The sequence below is a fragment of the Acinetobacter sp. A1-4-2 genome (assembly GCF_040233925.1).
Lineage (GTDB): Bacteria > Pseudomonadota > Gammaproteobacteria > Pseudomonadales > Moraxellaceae > Acinetobacter.
Genome location: NZ_CP157981.1, coordinates 673,350 through 686,245, shown reverse-complemented (window position 1 = coordinate 686,245; position 12,896 = coordinate 673,350). Strand labels below are relative to the sequence as shown.

The window sequence follows — 12,896 nt, the reverse complement described above, 5'->3', positions numbered from 1 at the left end:
AGCTTGACGCTTAATACATCATCAATTATTCAGCAGATGCTTTAGCGAATAATTGGCGACCACGGTAGATACCATCTTTAGATACGTGGTGACGACGGTGAGTCTCGCCAGTAGCTTGGTCTACAGTTAATGCATTCTCGGTTAAAGCGTCATGTGAACGGCGCATGTCACGGCGAGAGCGACTTTTACGGTTTTGCTGAACGGCCATGATGGCTCCTTACAAAGATCGAAAAAATGGATCAGAACAAATTCAGTTGTCTTATACTTAACAGTATAACACAAAAATTAGTTAAGTTTACCCTTCAAACTTGCCAAAACACCAAACGGGTTATCCCGTTTTTCTTCGACAATGTCATCAATGGCAGGTTGATGCTTATGCTCACAAACGTCATGCTTAGGAGACAAAGGCAACAACAATAACAATTCATCTTCTATCAGAGAAAGTAAATCAGCCGTCGCAGGCGCATCATAGCTGCCTTTTGTCGTTGCTTCACTCTCACCTAAGACGATGAAATCAGCATCCTCATCCAAGCGCTCTATCAGTGATTCATCATCCACAAGCGCTAAATGAAAGTCTGAAACGAGAGAAATTTCAACGGGATTCAGACAACGCTGACATTCCATTGGTACTTTCGTTTCAACATGACCATCTAACCATACGATACGATGATACGCATCCATTGATAGCTTACAGTCTATGTTAATCAATTGATCATCAATTGATCCAACAGCTTCACGGGAAATACGAACAAAGCGAGACAATGGCAGTGTACCTGACCATGTAAAGCCCTGTTCAGCCCATTTAAACGGCTCAATCTGTGCCGGAAAGGTATTTGCTGACATAATTAAGGCGGCAATTCTACAAATTCATCGGTACTCTGTCAAAGATTAAGATACAATTTTGTACTTATTTAGACAGATCAATTGGGTAATACAAGTCATGCATCAGTTGCAGCCGCAACCTGAAGTCACCACTTCATTACAGTTAACCACTTATTCAACCTCAAGTTCTGCTGTTTCTATCGACCCTGTGCAACGCTCACCCTGGGCCAGTTTACAAACTGAAGTTCAACAAGTTGATTGGCTTATACTACACTTTAATCACTGGTTTTCCCACTTAAATGTGTGTTTGATCAAAGGCGATTTTGAACCTGAATATTTTCCGGCAACCGAAGATGCGCCTGCCCGCATTCAATTTGCCCATGGTTTCTTTAATAGTGCCTTGCATGAAATCAGTCACTGGACCATTGCGGGTGAGCAAAGACGCTTGCTCCCCGACCTGGGTTACTGGTATGCCCCAGATGGTCGCACAGCAGAACAGCAGGCTTTATTTGAGCAGGTCGAAATCAAGCCTCAAGCGATTGAATGGATGTTTGCACAAGCTTTTGGTCGTAAATTCCGTGTATCTCTGGATAACCTGACCGGTGACGGCGGTGACGGCAGCACCTTTAAAGATAATGTCTTTGCTCAAGTACAACGTTATTTTTCCGGTGAAGCCAAGTTGCCGCGTGATGCTGCACATTTTATTGCCTGTATCTGTGCCTGTACCCGGGGTGGCAAAACATTACAAAGTGACGAGTTTCAACGTGACATGCTGGATTAATTTACACAAAATCATCAAAGCCTGATTGCAAGACTTTGTAAATTCAACAGATAATGACTAATAGCAAGTCAGGGGAGAATAAATATGCTGCATTTAAGAATACATCCTGATAATCCTCAACCACGTTTGATCAGCCAAGCGGTAGAACGTATTCGTGCCGGTGATGTGGTTGTTTACCCGACCGATGCTGCCTATGCCATTGGGTGCCAGATCGGAAATAAAAATGCCATGGAACGCATTGCCCAGATTCGTGGTCTCGGTCCAAAGCATCAATATGCCATTCTTTGTTGTGATCTGTCTGATATTGCGACCTATGCCAAAGTCGACAATGCCATGTATCGTCTGCTAAAAAACAATACACCGGCAATCACCACCTTTATTCTGCCGGCGACCAGTGAAGTCCCTAAACGACTGATGCATCCAAAAAAGAAAACCATTGGTTTGCGCGTACCAAGCAACCGTGTGTGCCAAATGTTGCTTAAGGAATTGGGTGAGCCATTGTTAACCAGCACCCTGATTCTTCCTGGTCAGGACGAACCTTTAGATGACCCTTATGACATTGAGCAACAGCTGGAAAAGCGTATTGATGTATTTATTGATAGCGGATTCGGCACCTTAAGCACCACCAGTGTTGTAGATTTATCCGGTGACAATCCTGAAGTGATCCGTCGCGGTATGGGTGATGTCAGCGCGTTTGAATAAGCACGGTTAAGATAAAATATTAAAGGGAATAATCAGGATCAAGGAGTAGCGCTAGAATGGATCTGTTTTATGTGCTGCTCAACTATCATGATTTTGAGGCAAATAGCCGTATTTATGCGGAAATGCCCTGGACACTTGAGTCTAAAGTCAAAATTATGAAGGCAGATGCTGAGCAAACCCCTTCTGCGATGATCGACAACACCTATGCATTTTTCCTGGAAGTTGCCGTTATTCACAAATTATCCAGCCTCGATCAAACTCAAAATTTATGCATCCGAGACAGTGCGCAACAGATCATCGAATTCGCGCTCAAGTTATCGACATCCACCGCAACAGATCATTAAGCACAGTAAAGTTAAAGAACATCACGCAAGCGCATTTTTTGTTGCCCATTCTGATCAAAATTATCTGCCTTTAACCAGGCCAGATAGGCTTTTTCCAGTTCAGGCCACTCTTGATCCAGAATTGAAAACCAGGCGGTATTGCGGTTACGACCTTTGGTAATACGGTCTTGGCGAAAAGTGCCTTCATAATGAAAGCCAAAGCGCAAGGCTGCGCGTTTAGAGGGCAGATTTAAGTCATCACACTTCCATTCCACACGGCGAAAGCCCTGTTCAAAACACGCCTTTAATAATAAATAGATAACTTCTGTCGATGCCGTAGACTGTTTCAGTTGATGTGAAAAATAAACATTTCCGATTTCAATAACATGATCGGCAGAACGCTGGTTCAGCAAGCCTACCCATCCCACAATTGCATGATTGGCTTCAACCAGATAATGGATTGAATTTTTGAAATTAAAATTATTTTCAAGTGCAGTTTGCAATTCTGCTGCATTTTCAAAACCCGAATAAGGTAAATAAGTCCAGCAGCTGCGATCAACCTCGCCATTTACACATTGCCAAACTTGCTTCAGCTGATCTTCACTCATGGCTGCTGAAGATAAGACATGCAGGGTGGCATATTTACCATAAAGGGTTTCAGCTAAAAAATGGGTCGGCAAAGGATGAGATACGGGAACTCCAATAAACTGCCCATATTCATTTTCTTGTACTTTTTCATGATCTTTCATGACACAGGGAATCTCTTTTTTATTGGCATTCATATTGCCGAAAAATTTTGCTTTATTCTATATTCAGAATCTTCTTTTACTCTATTCACAATATGGGGCCTACTGCTATGCCCCATTTTTTCATACAAATCCAAAATCCAATCGGTTCGGTCAAAAAAATTAAAACCATACTCCCCTATGCATTTCACCTCATCAAGCCAGTTAAAAACCTTACTGAATTTCAGGTTTTTTTGTATTTGTTGACTTAACTAATTTATTTGAAGTCAAATTTCCATTACACTAGCGCTTACTAATTTACGTGCTTTTTCTTTCGATGCGAGATCGAGGCAAAAGCATCATCCTGCATGCCTTTGAAAATTCGCGTGGCCTAAAACTGCAATGAATCAACCTATCCATAATCCTATGGAGCCAAGCTCACATATCCGTGTTATGGATGAGTGGCAAGATACGATTCCAGAGGATTTATATATTCCTCCTGCTGCATTTGAAATTCTACTAGAGCATTTCGAAGGTCCACTCGACTTCCTGATTTACCTGATTCAAAAAAACGGTTTCGACTTATTACAACTGGATATCGCTCCCATTGCCGCGCAGTATCTATCTTATATGGATGCCATGAAGTCGCTGAATATTGAGCTGACGGCAGATTATATGGTGATGGCTGCCTTATTGGCCGATCTTAAATCACGACTGCTACTGCCAAAGCCAAGCTCCAGCGTTATTATTGAAAAAGATCCCAAACAGCAACTGATCGACCGGCTGGAAACCTATTTACGGGTCAAACAGGCGGCAGAACGTTTAGGACACATGTCGGTACTGGAACGTGATACCTTCCCGGCCAATATTAGTCTAGGTCAGGTAGTGCAAATCAATGAAGGCTATGATGTCAGCCAGTTACGTGATGCGCTGTTTTGCGTATTCAATCGCCCAGAACCGGTTACCCATCAAATTCAGCAAGAACCGGTGTTGCTTGAAGAGCGCATCGCCTTTATTGAAAGCCGTTTACAGTCCGGTGAAGTGCTGCATTTTGAAGCCCTGCTTAAACCCAGCCAGGGACGCATGGGCATGGTGGTTACATTTATGGCCATTTTAGAACTCACACGGCAACAAAAAGTAGCTATTATTGCCAGCGGTATTGAAGCACCACTTGCAATTCAAGGAGTAGCTGCATAATGGATCATCAAGCAACATCTCTATCTGTTGCCGAGAATCAACATGAAGTGCTGATGCAACTGGAAGCCATTATTTTTGCCAGTGAAACAGCTGTTTCGCTTGCACGTTTGAAAGAAGCATTCCAAAATCAATATAATAAACAGGAATTGCGTCAGTTGTTACAACAGCTCGCCATGCTACAACATGGTAGATCGATTGAACTGGTAGAAACCGCACAAGGGTTCCGTTTCCAGGTTCGGGCTAAATATCGCAATATCATTACCCAGGTGTGGCCGGAACGACCAACTCGTTTATCACCCACCCTGCTCGAAACCCTTGCTGTGATTGCTTATCACCAACCAGTAACCCGGGCAGATATTGAACAGATTCGTGGAGTTTCAAACAATAGTCAGATCTTAAGATCATTGTTTGACTGGAACTGGATTAAAGAATCCGGCTTCAGAGAACTACCGGGAAGACCCGCGTTGTTAGTTACAACGCCACAATTTTTAAATGCTTTTGGTCTGACATCTTTAGGCCAATTGCCTCCCCTGCAGGATGCCAAGGAAGCTTTTATGGCGCTCGATGCTCACGCAGCGAAGTCGTAGATAGGTGAACTGTTGATGATAATTTCTAAGGTTATGCTGTCATGAGTGAAAAATTACAAAAGGTGCTTGCACGCGTAGGTTTGGGTTCTCGCCGTTATATGGAAGAAGTCATTGCCGCTGGTCGTGTCAGTATCAATGGACGCGTTGCCCAAGTGGGTGAACGCATTGAACCAGGTGATGAGCTTCGCATCGATGGTCGTAAAGTCCAATTCCAGATTGAAGACGAAATCCGTCGTCGCGTTCTGATTTACTACAAACCCGAAGGTGAAATTTGCTCACGCAATGATCCTGAACAACGTCCTACCGTATTTGAACAGTTACCTGCAATTGCCAATGACCGCTGGGTGATGGTCGGCCGTCTGGATATTAACTCAACCGGTCTTTTACTGTTCACAAATGATGGTGAATTAGCCAACCGTTTAATGCATCCATCAAATGAAATTGAACGTGAATATGCGGTTCGTGTGATGGGCGAAGTGACACCACAAATCAAAAACAACATGCTTCAAGGCGTGGTTTTAGATGATGGTCCGGCGAAATTCGAATCCTTCTCTGAAATTGGTGGTGACGGCATCAACCGTTGGTATCAGGTGGTGGTTAAAGAAGGTCGTAACCGCGAAGTGCGTCGTATTTTTGAATCACAAGGTCTAAAAGTCAGCCGCCTGCTGCGTACCCGTTATGGTACCGTGATTTTACCGCGTGAGCTTCGTACCGGCCGCTGGATGGAGCTGGATAAAGCCGATATCGACAACCTGACCAAATCTGTAGAGTTGAAGCCACGTCAAGGTACAGGCCTGTTTGGTATGGCAAAACGCCGTACCGAACGTATGCAAGAAAAACCAATGGCAGCACGTCGTGGCGGTTATTTGCGTCAGCAACGCCGTGATAGCGAAGAAGGTGAAAACCAAAGCCCAATGGGCTATGCACAGCGTGATCGTCGTGAAAACCAGAATGGTCATGCACAACGTCGTGACAATACTGGCAATCTTTATGCACGTCGTGACGGCAATAATGGCAGCGGTTTTGCCCAACGCGGTGAACGTCGTCAAGATGGCAATCCAAACACTTACGCTCAACGTGAACCACGTCAAGGCAACAGCTATGCACAGCGTGAAAACCGCCCTGAAAACTTTGGCAATCAAGCGACATATGGCCAGCGTGAACGTCGTGATGAAAATGCACCACGTAAACCATTTGGCAACAAAAGCTTTAAGAAGTTTTAATTTTTAAAACTTTCCTTTAAAAAGCCACTCAATAGAGTGGCTTTTTTTATATCCTTCTCTTTTAAGCAAGAGTTAGGATAAAACAGGAATATCAATCCACTGTGCATTCGGGAAATGTATCGCCAGATAGCTTTTCAAATAATCCGAAGTATCTCTGGAAATCAGCTGGTCCTGTGATTCGTCATTCAGGTTATAGGCCAAAGCATAAAGTTCCAGACCACGACTTTTCAAGACTTCCAGACTGAGCAAGGTATGATTGATACTACCCAAACGACCAGAACTAACCAGAATGACAGGGAATTTCTGTTCAGCAATATAGTCAATCGTTAACAGTTCTGTGGTTAAGGGCACCATTAAACCGCCTGCACCTTCCAGCAACACTACTTCATATTTTTCAGTTAATTGCCGGGTCGCATCGGCAATTTTCTGGAAGTCGATTTCACGGTCATCAATTTTAGTCGCCAAATGCGGTGAAGCCGGATAAGTAAAAATTTCCGGCATGGTGAGTTTGCTTTCATCTTCCGGAAACCAGCCCATCTGCATCATTTTACGGTGCTGTTCAATATCTTCAGAAATATCTGTATTGCCGGTTTGCACCAGTTTCTGGGTGATGGTTTTCTTGCCCTGCTCATTCCATAACTTCGCCAGATAGCCTGTGGTATAGGTCTTGCCAATACCAGTATCGATGCCACTGATAAAATAAACGGGGGATGTCATGGCTTACTCCGTGCAATGCAATAAATAGGATGATAGCTCAGCTGATAATGGTGCTGACCAGATTGATCCAGCTCCGAAAATTGCTGATAGTCCTGATAAAACTGCTGTAAAGACTGTTTGGTCCAACGATGCTGTGCGGCGGTTGCAGTTACCCCGGTGGCCTTTAAATGCTGCAGCACCGCTTTAGGATGGGAAAAAGTTAAGGTTTCCATGTTTTCGGAAAGATGCAGAATTTCAAAACCCTGTTTAAGCAGCTTGTGCTGAATCTCATCAAGAGTCAGATAATTCAGCCCTTGCCCAGTCAGAGCCTTAATTTCTTGCAAATTCTGCTGACCAAAAGTGGAAAAACACAAATAGCCGTTTTCGATAAGCGCCGCTGCACTTTTTTTAAAGACCGAATCGATATCACCCACCCATTGCAAAGCCGAACTGGAAGCGATCAGGTCAAGGGATTGCGGAAAATCTAGTTGTTCCACATCGCCAATCAGCCACTCCAAATTTTCCTTAGCTTGAAAATGCTGCTGAACTTCAAGATACAGGTCATTTAAAAACACATGCTTTATTTCCAAATTTTGCATCAGCAAATGGCTTAAATTGCCTGAGCCACAGCCGATTTCAAAAACACGGTTCAAGCTGGTACTGGGCAAATATTGCTGCATCAATTGCAGCAGCTGTTGGCAAATCTGTTTTTGCACGATGGCATGTGCGGCATAGCTTTGTCCTGCCTTGGCAAAACGCTGTGCAACTTGAGACTTATCAATATTCACGGCAACAACTCACAGCAACGCCACCAGCTGCTCAAGGTCAGCCTGATTGACTTGAGAAGTCAGTGAAATACGCAATCTTGAACTGTGTTTCGGTACTGTAGGTGGACGCACCGGCATGATATAAAATCCGGCCTGTTGTAGCTGCCGGGCTTTTTCCACCGTCTTTTGTGACTCGCCAATAATTACCGGCACAATATGTGAAGTCGAAGGACAATCAAAACCTTTGGCCTGTACCGACTGTTGCAGATTTTGACTGATCTGTTGCAGATGCTGACGTTGCTGTTGTAAGCCTAAAACTTTCTGGAAAATAAAATCAGTCCACGCCATACACATGGGTGGCTGTGCGGTACTGAAAATCAGCGGACGCATGGAATTAATCAGATATTCACGAATGATCGGATGGCAAATCAGATAACCACCGACCGATGCCAGTGCTTTCCCGAAAGTCCCAACCAGCAGATCAATCTCATCAATCACCGCATACTGTTCTGCACAGCCCAAGCCTTGCTCGCCGCGCACACCAATGGCATGTGCTTCATCAACATACAGCATCACTTTAGCAAATTGTTGTTTGATACGAACCAGTTCAGCCAGATCGGTTTCGTCGCCATCCATGCTGAAAATGGATTCCGTGACCACAATAATGCGCTCAAAAGCCTCATCTGTATGGTATTGCTGTAAAAGCTGTTGCAGATGATTCAGGTCATTGTGCCGATAACGCACATATTTTGCAGAGGATAAACGGATACCGTCAATCATGCTGGCATGCACCAGTTTGTCGGCCAGAATCAGGGTCTTACTGTCGCTTAAAGCTGGCAGAATCCCGATATTCATGTGATAGCCACTGTTGAATAACAGCGCAGCTCGTCCATGAAAAGCCTGACTTAAACTGGCTTCCAGCTGTTCATATTCAGGAAAATTTCCGGTTAAAAGCCTTGAAGAAGATGAACTCATGACACGAAGTTCATTCGGTGTTTCGTCAAAAAACTGTTCACGCAAAGTTAAGTCTGCTGCCAATCCCAAATAATCATTGGAAGACAGGTTAAGCATCGAATGACACTGGATTTCAATCATTCGGCCTTGCTGGACATTAGAGGTAAATTGCCGCAAATTGCCCTGCTGTTTGAGTTCATCCAGTTTGCTTGCATAATCATTTAACAAAGGGGCATTTAACAGCTGGTTATTTAACAATTTCATGCGGATACCTCTTGCATCTGCTCCACCACATTCACTAATTGTTCCAGCAATATATTCAATTGTTGTTCAGTAATCACATACGGCGGCATCACATAGACCAGTTTACCAAATGGACGTATCCAGATGCCTCGCTTAACAAACTGTTGTTGCAGGCTTTTCATATCCACATTAAATGTCAGCTCCACCACACCAATCGCGCCCAGCACCCGCACATCCTGCACATAATCCAGTGCTGATAGGGGTTGCAGATGGTGTTGCAACTGTTGCTCGATGCGCTGAATATTGGCTTGCCAGTCCTGAGCCAATAAAACCTCGGTACTTTTCACAGCCACCGCACAGGCCAGCGGATTGGCCATAAAGGTCGGGCCATGCATAAATACGCCTGCCTCACCACGGCTAATGGTTTCAGCTACACGCTTGCTGGTTAAGGTAGCCGAAAGTGTCATATAACCACCAGTCAAGCCTTTGCCGATGCACATGATATCCGGCTCAACGCCGGCATGTTCCCAGGCAAACAATTTGCCAGTACGACCAAAACCAGTGGCAATTTCATCAAAAATCAGCAGCACTTTATATTGTTCACACAGCAATTTGGCTTGACGCAAATATTCAGGATGATAAAAACGCATCCCGCCCGCACCCTGCACAATCGGTTCCAGAATTAAAGCAGCAATGCTGGCATGGTGCTGTTTTAAGACCTGTTCCAATTCTGCAATATCATCCTGATTCCATTCATCATCAAAGCCGACCTGTGGGGCTGCAACAAAGAAACGGTTAGGTAAACTGGAACCAAAAATCTGATGCATGCCTGTGACCGGATCACAAACTGACATGGCATTCCAGGTATCGCCATGATAGCCAGAACGCGGGGTGACAAAATTGGTTTTCTGACTTTCACCTTGTGCAGTCCAAAACTGCACCGCCATTTTTAATGCCACTTCTACCGCAACAGATCCAGAGTCAGCATAGAAAATTTTATCCAGACTGGGCGGGGTAATTTTTAACAACAGTCTGCCAAGTTCAATCGCAGGATCATGAGTCAAACCACCAAACATGATATGCGACATCTTGTGTAATTGATCCGTCACGGCCTGATTCAGTTCAGGATGGTTATAGCCATGGATGGCACACCACCAAGAAGACATGCCATCAATCAGTTGCCGTCCATCTTCCAGCTCGATAATGGCACCATGCGCCTGTTTTACCTTAAAGGTCGGCAATGGATCGGTCATGGAGGTATAAGGATGCCAGATATGCGCAAGATCAAAGTCCTGGTCGTTTAATTCGGTCATCCCTTACTCCTGCAGACGCTTGAAAATCAATTTTTCATGATCTTAAACCTGCATGAACTAAAAATAAATTGCGAGATAAACCAGTTATCCGCTTGTTTGTTCTATTTTCTTTAAAAATTGGCAGATTTTGCCAGTTATTAGTTCAGCTTCAAATAAAGGAAAGCCATGTGACCCGCTGATCAGCTCTGTTTCCAGAAACTTTGCATTGAATTTATGAAAATTTCTTTGAACTTTGTAGCTAACTAAAAAATCCTGTTTTGCAAACACATGATATTGATGACCTGGGTAATCCCTCAAGATATCGACATTATTTAAATACTCAAGGCATAATAATCCTTGTCTTAAAGTTTCAATCGATTGTGCCTGAATCAAACTTTGTAAAGTGATGAAGTCAGCTTTGGTGGTTACTGTGCCTTGACACACCATATAGCCAAACTTTTTTAAAGTGGAAATTGCATCTTGTTCAAATGACTGTTTGAACTGCTGAAAGGTCGGCTGATCCATTGCCATTGGCCATGTATCGTTTGCTACGAAACAGGGGTTGGAACCCAAAGTAATCAATACTTTTTCCTGTCCATGCTGCTTTTGAACCTGATCGACCAATACTGTAGCCAACTGCCCCCCCAAAGACCAACCGGCAATCACATCAAACTGATGCGCCAGTTCCACTTTCTGCTGTAGAACCTGTTCATCTAAAGCATTAAAAATGTTGCAAAGTTCAACCTCATATCCTTGCGCCGCCAAAGCCTGTTTTAATGGATCAAGCAGTTGGGTTCCACCGCCCCAGCCCGTGATGAGTAAAATACGTTGATTCAAGGTAAGCTCTAAAAAAACTAAATCATTTGAACAGTATAAAACCTCTGTCTCAATTCTCGCAGCAGCATTTCAAAATTCATTCATAATCCACTATCGTGAATGGCGACAAGGGAGTCGTTGTTGCTGAAGGATGATATGAATCTTACCTTTGACCGACAGCGGGGTTTTGTTACTTTTGATCCATCAAAGGTAAATATGCAAACACAGGTAATTTTTAAAGAATTTCGTTCATAATAAAATTTGAAATCATTACAAACCTACACTGCAACGTCTCATCAGCAAATCTGCTAAGATTAATGCAAACATTAATTATAAAAGTATACGTCATGAAAACTTCAAAACTGCTGCAAATCAGCTTGATATCCATATCAGCATTCAACGCTTTCACGGTTCCTGCCTATGCCGAAAATTCGATCTTCGCTTCTCAGAAAAACACTGAGAAACAATGGGTCGGAAAAGCGGCACCTGCATTTAAATTGCAGGATCAAAATGGTCAATGGCATTCCTTGAACCAGTACAAAGGCAAATGGGTGGTGTTATATTTCTATCCTAAAGACAACTCTCCTGGCTGTACCGAGGAAGCCAATCAATTTAAAGCGCTCTATCCACAATTTTTAAAAAGCAATGCCGTGGTTTTGGGGGTGAGTCTGGATGATGTCAAATCCCATCAAAAATTTTCAGAAAAATTAGGTTTAACCTTTCCTCTTTTGGCAGATCACAAACACCAGTTATCGAATCAATTGGGTATTGTGCGTAATCTGGGCATTATCCAAATTGCCAAACGGGAAAGCTTTCTGATTGATCCTCAAGGCACCATTGTTTACCACTATAGCAGTGTGAATACGCAAACTCATGCGGCTCAGGTCCTGGCGGATATACGGAAATTTTCTCAATAGCACGTCATTGCCCATCTCAATCATAAATTTAAACAAATAAAAAAGCCCGACTCAGGTCAGGCTTTATATTTCAACATTTAAACTTACATTTGCGATTGAATATAGTTTTGCAAACCAATCAATTCAATCAGACGAATCTGTTTTTCCAACCAGTATGTATGATCTTCTTCCGTATCCGACATTTGCTGACGAAGCATATCACGGCTCACATAATCACCTTTCTCTTCACACAATTTCACGCCTTGTGCCAATTTTTCACGTACATGATATTCGAGTTTTAAATCTGCTTTTAAACAGCTCACCACATCTTCACCAGTTTCGATGTCATCGCGGTTCATATTCGGTGTACCTTCTAAAAACAATACACGGCGAATAAGCGCATCGGCATGAGCAGCTTCTTCCTGCATTTCATGGTCGATCCGTTCAAAGATTTTGGTCAGTCCCCAATCTTCATACATACGAGAGTGGATCAGGTATTGGTCGCGAGCAGCCAGTTCGCCACCGATCAACATATTTAAATAATCTACGACTTCTGGATTACCACGCATTTTTATAACTCCCTACCTTTATGGGCTTATTATGGAGAAAATCATCTGGATTTGCAAAATAAAATTTCCGTAAATATATGATTTTTAAACAATTAAAATGAGAAGCACTTACATTTACAGTTTTAGTTGAATAAATTCCCATTTATAAAACAATGTCTTGCACTCAGTACTCAGCTTAGATGAACAAGATCAAAGTACTTTTATAATGTATTGGTTTTTTGTAACTAGATTCAAAATCATTGTGGCATATATTCATTGAACTATATGCGTATCAAATCAGAAACGCTGAGTGCATCGGCATCA

Annotated in this window: 15 protein-coding genes and 1 pseudogene; 7 read left to right on the top strand and 9 right to left on the bottom strand. The window is 43.1% G+C overall.

Going from position 1 to position 12,896, the window contains the following annotated elements; translation table 11 throughout:
* Nucleotides 1-25: 25 nt before the first annotated feature.
* The gene (gene rpmF / locus ABJ384_RS03325) at nucleotides 26-208 is read right to left on the bottom strand and encodes a 50S ribosomal protein L32 (RefSeq protein WP_004279227.1); all 183 of its coding nucleotides are present in this window, start codon (nucleotides 206-208) and stop codon (nucleotides 26-28) included.
* Nucleotides 209-285: 77 nt separating this feature from the next.
* Entirely contained in the window at nucleotides 286-843 is a 558-nt protein-coding gene (locus ABJ384_RS03320) for a DUF177 domain-containing protein (protein WP_086196070.1), read from the bottom strand.
* Nucleotides 844-940: 97 nt separating this feature from the next.
* On the opposite strand from ABJ384_RS03320, the gene ABJ384_RS03315 reads away from it, so the two are divergent.
* From ABJ384_RS03315 to ABJ384_RS03305, 3 genes are all read left to right on the top strand, one after another.
* On the top strand, nucleotides 941-1,603 hold the full coding sequence (locus tag ABJ384_RS03315) for an elongation factor P hydroxylase (RefSeq protein ID WP_349928825.1): 663 nt from the start codon (nucleotides 941-943) through the stop codon (nucleotides 1,601-1,603).
* A gap of 84 nt (nucleotides 1,604-1,687) precedes the next feature.
* Nucleotides 1,688-2,305 carry an L-threonylcarbamoyladenylate synthase gene (locus tag ABJ384_RS03310; RefSeq protein ID WP_086196072.1) on the top strand — a complete coding sequence of 206 codons (618 nt, stop codon included), beginning with the start codon at nucleotides 1,688-1,690 and terminating at the stop codon, nucleotides 2,303-2,305.
* 56 nt (nucleotides 2,306-2,361) lie between these two features.
* Entirely contained in the window at nucleotides 2,362-2,649 is a 288-nt protein-coding gene (locus tag ABJ384_RS03305; RefSeq protein WP_349928823.1) for a hypothetical protein, read from the top strand.
* Between the two features lie 11 nt (nucleotides 2,650-2,660).
* Here ABJ384_RS03305 and ABJ384_RS03300 read toward each other — a convergent pair whose 3' ends face one another.
* Nucleotides 2,661-3,377 carry a GNAT family protein gene (locus ABJ384_RS03300; RefSeq protein ID WP_349928821.1) on the bottom strand — a complete coding sequence of 239 codons (717 nt, stop codon included), beginning with the start codon at nucleotides 3,375-3,377 and terminating at the stop codon, nucleotides 2,661-2,663.
* Between the two features lie 378 nt (nucleotides 3,378-3,755).
* On the opposite strand from ABJ384_RS03300, the gene ABJ384_RS03295 reads away from it, so the two are divergent.
* From ABJ384_RS03295 to rluB, 3 genes and pseudogenes are all read left to right on the top strand, one after another.
* Complete coding sequence (locus ABJ384_RS03295; RefSeq protein WP_349928820.1) at nucleotides 3,756-4,550, top strand: segregation/condensation protein A; 795 nt, start codon at nucleotides 3,756-3,758, stop codon at nucleotides 4,548-4,550.
* Nucleotides 4,550-5,137, top strand: coding sequence for an SMC-Scp complex subunit ScpB (gene scpB, locus ABJ384_RS03290; protein ID WP_086196075.1), 588 nt, complete (start codon nucleotides 4,550-4,552; stop codon nucleotides 5,135-5,137). The genes ABJ384_RS03295 and scpB overlap by 1 nt, the downstream gene beginning before the upstream one ends.
* A gap of 41 nt (nucleotides 5,138-5,178) precedes the next feature.
* Nucleotides 5,179-6,033 (top strand): annotated as a pseudogene (gene rluB / locus ABJ384_RS03285) (23S rRNA pseudouridine(2605) synthase RluB); the annotation flags it as partial.
* A gap of 399 nt (nucleotides 6,034-6,432) precedes the next feature.
* On the opposite strand, the gene bioD reads toward rluB, so the two are convergent.
* The 5 genes from bioD to ABJ384_RS03260 all read right to left on the bottom strand — a co-directional run bounded on the left by bioD (nucleotide 6,433) and on the right by ABJ384_RS03260 (nucleotide 11,149).
* Nucleotides 6,433-7,077: a dethiobiotin synthase gene (gene bioD, locus ABJ384_RS03280; protein WP_180082011.1), complete on the bottom strand. Its 645-nt coding sequence runs from the start codon at nucleotides 7,075-7,077 to the stop codon at nucleotides 6,433-6,435.
* A complete protein-coding gene (gene bioC / locus ABJ384_RS03275) occupies nucleotides 7,074-7,844 on the bottom strand; it encodes a malonyl-ACP O-methyltransferase BioC (RefSeq protein WP_180082009.1) in 771 nt (256 codons plus the stop codon). Before bioC ends, bioD begins: the two co-directional genes overlap by 4 nt.
* Before the next feature lie 9 nt (nucleotides 7,845-7,853).
* Nucleotides 7,854-9,041 (bottom strand): 8-amino-7-oxononanoate synthase, encoded by a 1,188-nt coding sequence (locus ABJ384_RS03270; protein WP_180082007.1) that lies wholly within the window; start codon nucleotides 9,039-9,041, stop codon nucleotides 7,854-7,856.
* A complete protein-coding gene (bioA, locus tag ABJ384_RS03265; protein WP_180082005.1) occupies nucleotides 9,038-10,333 on the bottom strand; it encodes an adenosylmethionine--8-amino-7-oxononanoate transaminase in 1,296 nt (431 codons plus the stop codon). Before bioA ends, ABJ384_RS03270 begins: the two co-directional genes overlap by 4 nt.
* 84 nt (nucleotides 10,334-10,417) lie before the next feature.
* Nucleotides 10,418-11,149, bottom strand: a complete 732-nt coding sequence (locus ABJ384_RS03260; protein ID WP_180082003.1) for a hydrolase — start codon at nucleotides 11,147-11,149, stop codon at nucleotides 10,418-10,420.
* 326 nt (nucleotides 11,150-11,475) lie between these two features.
* Here ABJ384_RS03260 and ABJ384_RS03255 point away from each other — a divergent pair, with 326 nt between their 5' ends.
* Nucleotides 11,476-12,045 (top strand): peroxiredoxin, encoded by a 570-nt coding sequence (locus ABJ384_RS03255; RefSeq protein WP_180082002.1) that lies wholly within the window; start codon nucleotides 11,476-11,478, stop codon nucleotides 12,043-12,045.
* Between the two features lie 83 nt (nucleotides 12,046-12,128).
* Here ABJ384_RS03255 and bfr read toward each other — a convergent pair whose 3' ends face one another.
* On the bottom strand, nucleotides 12,129-12,593 hold the full coding sequence (gene bfr, locus ABJ384_RS03250) for a bacterioferritin (protein WP_180082000.1): 465 nt from the start codon (nucleotides 12,591-12,593) through the stop codon (nucleotides 12,129-12,131).
* Nucleotides 12,594-12,896 lie beyond the last annotated feature (303 nt).

What these genes read in the sequence shown, in the direction of transcription:
- ABJ384_RS03320 (WP_086196070.1), bottom strand. Translation starts at nt 843, where the DNA reads ATGTCAGCAAATACCTTTCCGGCACAGATTGAGCCGTTTAAATGGGCT.
- ABJ384_RS03315 (WP_349928825.1), top strand. Translation starts at nt 941, where the DNA reads ATGCATCAGTTGCAGCCGCAACCTGAAGTCACCACTTCATTACAGTTA.
- ABJ384_RS03270 (WP_180082007.1), bottom strand. Translation starts at nt 9,041, where the DNA reads ATGAAATTGTTAAATAACCAGCTGTTAAATGCCCCTTTGTTAAATGAT.
- ABJ384_RS03295 (WP_349928820.1), top strand. Translation starts at nt 3,756, where the DNA reads ATGAATCAACCTATCCATAATCCTATGGAGCCAAGCTCACATATCCGT.
- ABJ384_RS03310 (WP_086196072.1), top strand. Translation starts at nt 1,688, where the DNA reads ATGCTGCATTTAAGAATACATCCTGATAATCCTCAACCACGTTTGATC.
- bioA (WP_180082005.1), bottom strand. Translation starts at nt 10,333, where the DNA reads ATGACCGAATTAAACGACCAGGACTTTGATCTTGCGCATATCTGGCAT.
- ABJ384_RS03305 (WP_349928823.1), top strand. Translation starts at nt 2,362, where the DNA reads ATGGATCTGTTTTATGTGCTGCTCAACTATCATGATTTTGAGGCAAAT.
- rpmF (WP_004279227.1), bottom strand. Translation starts at nt 208, where the DNA reads ATGGCCGTTCAGCAAAACCGTAAAAGTCGCTCTCGCCGTGACATGCGC.
- bioD (WP_180082011.1), bottom strand. Translation starts at nt 7,077, where the DNA reads ATGACATCCCCCGTTTATTTTATCAGTGGCATCGATACTGGTATTGGC.
- scpB (WP_086196075.1), top strand. Translation starts at nt 4,550, where the DNA reads ATGGATCATCAAGCAACATCTCTATCTGTTGCCGAGAATCAACATGAA.
- ABJ384_RS03300 (WP_349928821.1), bottom strand. Translation starts at nt 3,377, where the DNA reads ATGAAAGATCATGAAAAAGTACAAGAAAATGAATATGGGCAGTTTATT.
- ABJ384_RS03255 (WP_180082002.1), top strand. Translation starts at nt 11,476, where the DNA reads ATGAAAACTTCAAAACTGCTGCAAATCAGCTTGATATCCATATCAGCA.
- bfr (WP_180082000.1), bottom strand. Translation starts at nt 12,593, where the DNA reads ATGCGTGGTAATCCAGAAGTCGTAGATTATTTAAATATGTTGATCGGT.